Consider the following 6536-nt stretch of genomic DNA (forward strand, 5'->3'; position numbering starts at 1 on the left):
GCCTGAAACTGGCCGCAGTGTAGCAAAAAAAAAGGCCCCGCATAAGCGAGGCCTCTGTTAAGCAGGGGAGCGGTTAGTCCCGGCTGGCGAAGCCCAGGATGCTCAGCAGGCTGACAAAGATGTTGTACAGCGAGACATACAGACTGACCGTCGCGCGGATATAGTTGGTTTCACCGCCGCGGATAATGTTGCTGGTCTCGAACAGGATGGCGCCCGAAGAGATCAGGATGAACACCGCGCTAATCGCCAGGTGCAGCGCCGGCAGCTGCAGGAACAGGTTAGCGACCATACCAATCAGGACGACCACCACGCCGGCCATCAGCATCCCGCCAAGGAATGACATGTCTTTACGCGTCGTCAGCACATAGGCCGAGCAGCAGAAGAAGACCAGCGCCGTGCCGCCCAGCGCCAGGCCGATTAAATCGCCCATGCCGGCAGAAAGATACGCGTTCAGCATCGGCCCAAGGATATAGCCGAGGAACCCGGTGAAGGCGAAGGCGGAAATAATCCCGGTGGGTTTATTCGCCGTTTTGTAGGTCAGGAACATCAGACCGTACATCCCCACGAGGGTCAAAATGAGACCCGGCGAAGGGAGCATCAGCACTGTGCTGGCGGTGGCGGTGATAGCGGAAAACGCCAGCGTCAGGCTGAGCAGGAAGTAGGTGTTACGCAGAACCTTGTGCGTGCTGAGCAGCGAGGAACGGTCACGCGATGATGTAATTATGCGATCCATGAGTCACTCTCTTATGACAGATGTAATTAGGGATAAAGAATAAGAAAAACAAGCGTGAAGCCCTAATGCTTTTACCCATCTTTACTTAGTTTTTACCGCTTTTGCCTGGCATAAAATTCTATATAGATAGGGAAAAGCGATATATTTTCGCTTTTCGCGTCGCTGAGCCGATCGAAATCTTATAGGTCACTGAAATATATTGCCTTATTGCAGTTCTGCGACTAAGTGTGGAAGAGGGGGATTACCCCGTACGTCAAAGGCAAAGGGAAATGACATTACACAAAAAAAATCACATCACCCGAACACTCCTGGCTGTCAGTATGCTGGCTATGAGCGGCGGGGCGCTGGCGGCGCAGGTGCCGCCGGGCACCCAGCTGGCGGAAAAGCAGGAGCTGGTCAGAAATAACGGCAGTGAACCGGCGTCACTCGATCCGCATAAAGTCGAGAGCGATGTTGAATTCAATATCATTAGCGATCTCTTTGAAGGGCTGGTTAACGTGTCGCCAGCGGGGGCGATCCAGCCGCGACTGGCGGAACGCTGGGAAAACAAAGACAACCTGTTATGGACCTTTCATTTACGCCCCGGTCTGACCTGGTCTGACGGCACGGCCATTACAGCGCAGGATATCGTCTGGAGCTGGCAACGGCTGGTCTCGCCGGCAACAGCCTCCCCCTACGCGAGCTACCCTGGCAATATGCATATCGCCAACGCCCGCGAGATTGCCCTCGGGCAAAAGGGACCCGAGACGTTGGGGGTGAAAGCGCTGAACGACACCACGCTGCAGGTCACTCTGACCCAGCCGAATGCCGCCTTCCTGGCGATGCTGGCGCACCCTTCGCTGGTACCGATCGACAAAGTGCTGGTGGAGCGGTATGCCGATAAATGGACCCGACCAGAGCATATCGTCACCAGCGGCCCGTATAAGCTGTCCCAATGGGTGGTGAATGAGCGGCTGGTGGCTGAACGTAATGCAAAGTACTGGGATAATGCGCATACCGTTATTAATAAAGTGACTTACCTGCCAATCTCTTCGGAGGCCGCTGATGTCAACCGCTACAAAGCAGGGGAGATTGATATTGTCTATACGGTGCCGATCAATCAGTTTGCGCAGTTGCAGAAAACCATGGGCGACCAGCTGGACGTTTCGCCGCAGCTGGCGACCTATTACTACGAATTCAATACTACCCGGCCGCCGTTTAACGACGCCCGTGTGCGTCGCGCGCTGAATATGGCGCTTGATAAAGATATCATTGCCGGAAAAGTGCTTGGCCAGGGCCAGCGCCCGGCCTGGCTGATCGGTCAGCCGGATATCGGCGGCGTGACGCTGCATAACCCGGACTACGCCAGCTGGCCGCGTGAGAAACGGATTGCCGAGGCGAAAAAACTGCTGGCGCAGGCGGGGTATGATGAAAGCCATCCGCTGGTCTTTACCCTGCTCTATAACACCTCTGAGTCGCACCAGCGTATCGCCATTGCCGCCAGCTCTATGTGGAAGAAAAACCTCGGCGTCGAGGCGAAGCTACAGAACCAGGAGTGGAAGACGATGCTGGATACCATGCATACGCATAACTTCGACGCCGTCCGCTACGCGTGGATTGCCGACTACGACGATGCCGCCACCTTCCTCAATACTTTCCGTACCGGGGATAGCGAGAACACCAGTCAGTACAGCAACCCGGCTTACGACGCGGCGCTGCGCAACGCGGCGCAAGCCTCCGACGTGGCGACCCGGGGCAAATACTATCAGCAGGCGGAAGATCTGCTGGCGCAGGATGTTCCCGCCATTCCGGTCTATCACTATGTACGTACCCATCTGGTGAAACCTTGGGTAGGGGGCTTCACGCCGGATAAGCTGGGGTATTACTACACCAAAGACATGTACATTAAAAAACACCCATCCGCCAGCGGCGATGGGCGTTGATTTTCTGTGCAAACTGCCTGAAATTCAGACGAATAACACAAAATTGTTTGTTTTTAAGGCAGTTGATCAAAATGATGCTTTACAGCATCCGCCGAGGTGTTTATAGTGCGCCTCACACCGGAAGTGTGGCCGAGCGGTTGAAGGCACCGGTCTTGAAAACCGGCGACCCGAAAGGGTTCCAGAGTTCGAATCTCTGCGCTTCCGCCATTTTTATGGCAAAATCAATAACTTACAGATTTTTTTTGATTCTGTCATGCATAAAGTAATGCATTAGAAGCCCGTGTAAAACGGGCTTTTTTTGTATCTAAAATCCGTGTTTTTCATCAAAAATTAATCCAGTCTTAAGCCCTTCCAGCCCAACAAAATCCCTTAAAAACAGTAATCCGATAGCAGGAAGCCTGCGATCCATTTTTTTAATCATTGGATGATTTATCACCAATCTGGACGGCTACCTGCATGACCTACTCAACTGCACTACGCGAATACTGGACAACCTATTGTTCTGTCAGTTAAAACAACTAAAAATGGTAAAACGGATAGCAGAGTTATGAAACGAAGCGAACTCAGGAAAGTACTGGAAGAATGGTTTGATGTTGAACGGTATGAAGCGATAAAGGAACTCACCCTACAGCAATTCTATGTTGAGGTTGAGCGGCGTATATTGGCCTACAAGATGTTGCTGAAACGGGATACGTTACCGCCTCTGAGCAGAGCCTTATTGGATGATTACCGCTATAAGATCCTCCGAGGCGAAATTTTGTTTAGCGGCGACACATCCACGCAGGGAGATGGGCTTGCCAGAACCTATGCAGTGGTCCCCGTAACCCGGAGCAACGCACAATTATATGCGAAAAGTTTGACACTGATTGGAACCCATCCTGAGACATCCCAGATAAGTCAGTCTGAATACGTGTCGGAGTATCTGAAGGAATCCGGTATCAAAAGTCTGTCCTCAATTACCGTCGATATCTTCCTGCAAGAAGCTTCAACCGAAGACATCATCGAACACCTGAAGGTGCTCATTCCCCAATGGAAGAAACAGCTAAAAATGAACGATCCGGCTGTTCGCGAGTATCGTTTTGGCAAAAGCACGCTGAGAAAAATCATTGATTATCGACTCATCCCGATGATGGATCTCATTTTTTGGGGAGCAGATAATAATGATACCAAAATCTCACTTTCACTGATGTCATCGCTGCTGCATGAGAACAGCGAGAAGGATAGGGATGAGGGAATGCTTAAGGTGACTGACTATCCGCTGGCTATGGCGTTGCTGACAGACGAGAACTATCTGAAATCGTTTGAAGATTACATGATGGAAAACAATGTCTTAAAGGACACAAAGATTGTAGATCACGTCAAAGACGAGAAGAAGACGAAAGAAGACAAGTAAAAAAGGGTTACGTTCGCCCTGAGCGAACGTGATCACATCCATCCTCAACCATTTTTTTTCTGTTCACATTTCCCCAGTTTTTTCGAAAAACTCTTCTGCCAACATCCCTAAAACGCCATAAGCGAATTCGCTATTATTGTCCTCGTTGAAACAACAGAGGAAAAAACAAATGAGAAATGAAATCGCAGGTAAAAGATTAATCCGTGTTCCAGAAGTTCTGAGAAGAGTCGGATTTAGTCGAACCACAATGTATGAGCTTATCAAGGAAGGACGATTCCCGGATAAGGTAATCATAGGGGCAAGATCTGTAGCCTTTGTGGAAAGTGAGATTGATGCATGGATTGAAAATACCATTTCCGATTCACGCAGAAATAATAAATAACATAAAAGAGGAAGTGAAAATGAAAGTGAAAAGAATAGAAATAAATGTTAGTAATGATGATACAAAATACTTTGTTCTGAAAAGTGGCGAAGACTATGACTACTATTTGCGATGTATGTATGAGTATATGGGGGAAAGGTTCTATCATAACCTTGAAGACGATAGTTATATGGAAGGTGTTTTAAAATCAATAATAGAGAATGGTAAGAAAGATTTTAATGAGTTCTTGAAAAAACATAAATATAAAGCATCGCTTAAAAACGTATATTTTGATGAAGTGCTTGTCAACCTGAGGCAGATACATCATATGATGAGTCACTATATTTTACATACATAATCGCTGGCGTCATCTATTCGGCCCCGCAAGGGGCTAATACCAAACGAAATGAATAAAATAAGCATTTAATTATGAGGATATAAACATGACTAAAGAAAATACTATTGAAAATAGATCAACCGAACTTTTTTATGATCTTGCTTGTAGATCGTTTTCCGCAAGCTGGAATATGTTTATGGAAGTCAATGGCGATGGAGATGCCAATGACTATCTGGATGATCCGGATTTTATGAGTCCATTTATTATTTATGTGATTGACCATATTCAGAATAACTTTGAGAGATTTACCACGCAAGAAGGAAACAGCGGTGATATTAATCAGGTCAACTTTGAACAAGTAACAGCGCTGCTGGTAGGGTATTCAGAAAACTTTAGAAAGTAAGAACTAATCTTGCCCCGCAAGGGGCTAACTATAAAAAAATAAGGAAAAAAAGATGAAGAATGATATGTCAGTAATCGTAAGTATGTTATGTGAAAAAACACCTAAAGTGATGAACCTTATCCAAGAGAGCTTGGATATATTTATCGCATTAAGAGGTAGTTCAGTCGAAGAAATAATGAATGATAAGACCTTGTTAGATGATTTAAATCGTTATGTAAATGAGACACTGTATGATGAGATGGATCTGGAATATGGTTCGGTAATCATCAAGATAGTATCTAATAAATAGTATTAATACCTACTCGATATGTATCTAATATTTAACTTAATAAAAGGAATCAAGTATGAAAGAGATTATTTTAAATGAAAGTAATAAAATGAAAATAAATATTATCACAAATGTATTACAGGGATATTGCGAAACGATCTATAGTATCTCTGAAAAACAGCCTGAAACAGCCATGAATATTTTAACAGGGGAAATGTTATCAGAGATACTTTATGATGTTTTGATTGCCTGTGAAGTTGAAGACTATGTTAAAAGTGGAAGAGGTAAAGATGTATCTGATATCAATATGGATGAGTTAAAGGAAACGATTTTATACTGGCATAAAGAGCATATCATTGAGCTTGTACTGAAAAACATCAAACCGGATGATGTGGATGAACGTATTTTCTGGAAGTTAAAAATGACTGTGAATCAGTATTGAAACATGGCAATATTCCCTCGTACAGAGGGAAATAATCCTATAATGAAATGGAGATAACCAATATGATTGATGAATTCCATATTATGTATATGTATAAAAAAATCCAAGCTGAAGCGGCTACTACCGACATTAAAACACTGGAACAACTTTTGAAGAAGTTCCGTAAGGTTGTTGCTGAGCGCCGGGAAGAATACTATCGGGAGATGGGTGAGAAGAAGGCGCATAAACTCAAGATGAAAAGATTGCAAATGTTGCTTGAAAAAATGGAGAATAATCATATTTACCCAGAAGACCTCAGTTTAAAAAAAAGTGAACCATATTAGGGACTTCAAGAATATAGTCGCTATTACGTTTCATTTGTCACTCCGCCGCCCTCTGGTTTCATTTTCGGAAGGGGTGACGGCTATCCTGACACTGAGGGGATCTCCCTCCTTTTCCACTTTAGGAGGCTAATTGCAATAGCAAGTAAATAGTTACATTGTGAAATTATTTTTTGAACGTTAAGTTCTCTACCATGAAAAAGAAGCATGTTTAGCCAAGTGATTGAATGTTATGGCTTTTATTTTGTGGTGAAAAATTATCAAGCAATATATTATTTATACTTACTTACAAAAAAGGACATTTTAATTATGGCTACGGCACAAACACAATTTGAAAATTTTCATTCAAAAATACTC

At 44.9% G+C, this 6536-nt stretch carries 9 protein-coding genes and 1 tRNA gene; 9 read left to right on the forward strand and 1 reads right to left on the reverse strand.

All coding sequences use genetic code 11. The features are described from left to right. Positions 1–73: 73 nt before the first annotated feature. Positions 74–733, reverse strand: a complete 660-nt coding sequence (gene yccA / locus KHQ28_RS15375; protein ID WP_002898458.1) for an FtsH protease modulator YccA — start codon at positions 731–733, stop codon at positions 74–76. Between the two features lie 269 nt (positions 734–1002). Here yccA and KHQ28_RS15380 point away from each other — a divergent pair, with 269 nt between their 5' ends. The 9 genes from KHQ28_RS15380 (at position 1003) to KHQ28_RS15420 (ending at position 6182) form a co-directional block, all read left to right on the forward strand. Beyond that, positions 1003–2655 (forward strand): ABC transporter substrate-binding protein, encoded by a 1653-nt coding sequence (locus KHQ28_RS15380; RefSeq protein WP_023286208.1) that lies wholly within the window; start codon positions 1003–1005, stop codon positions 2653–2655. A 119-nt stretch (positions 2656–2774) separates the two neighbouring features. Then, positions 2775–2862 (forward strand) — tRNA-Ser (locus KHQ28_RS15385). Between the two features lie 340 nt (positions 2863–3202). Then, positions 3203–4048, forward strand: a complete 846-nt coding sequence (locus tag KHQ28_RS15390) for a DUF6387 family protein (protein ID WP_032419130.1) — start codon at positions 3203–3205, stop codon at positions 4046–4048. Positions 4049–4217: 169 nt separating this feature from the next. Beyond that, positions 4218–4430 carry an AlpA family transcriptional regulator gene (locus KHQ28_RS15395; protein WP_023302112.1) on the forward strand — a complete coding sequence of 71 codons (213 nt, stop codon included), beginning with the start codon at positions 4218–4220 and terminating at the stop codon, positions 4428–4430. 19 nt (positions 4431–4449) lie between these two features. Continuing rightward, positions 4450–4767 carry a hypothetical protein gene (locus tag KHQ28_RS15400; RefSeq protein ID WP_023302111.1) on the forward strand — a complete coding sequence of 106 codons (318 nt, stop codon included), beginning with the start codon at positions 4450–4452 and terminating at the stop codon, positions 4765–4767. Between the two features lie 85 nt (positions 4768–4852). Next, entirely contained in the window at positions 4853–5149 is a 297-nt protein-coding gene (locus KHQ28_RS15405; protein WP_023302110.1) for a hypothetical protein, read from the forward strand. A gap of 52 nt (positions 5150–5201) precedes the next feature. Further along, positions 5202–5438, forward strand: coding sequence for a hypothetical protein (locus KHQ28_RS15410; RefSeq protein ID WP_023302109.1), 237 nt, complete (start codon positions 5202–5204; stop codon positions 5436–5438). 55 nt (positions 5439–5493) lie between these two features. Further along, complete coding sequence (locus KHQ28_RS15415) at positions 5494–5859, forward strand: hypothetical protein (protein WP_023302108.1); 366 nt, start codon at positions 5494–5496, stop codon at positions 5857–5859. Positions 5860–5921: 62 nt separating this feature from the next. Next, a complete protein-coding gene (locus KHQ28_RS15420) occupies positions 5922–6182 on the forward strand; it encodes a hypothetical protein (RefSeq protein ID WP_023302107.1) in 261 nt (86 codons plus the stop codon). Positions 6183–6536: the final 354 nt, after the last annotated feature.

This window comes from Klebsiella sp. 28, assembly GCF_018223905.1.
GTDB lineage: Bacteria > Pseudomonadota > Gammaproteobacteria > Enterobacterales > Enterobacteriaceae > Klebsiella > Klebsiella pneumoniae.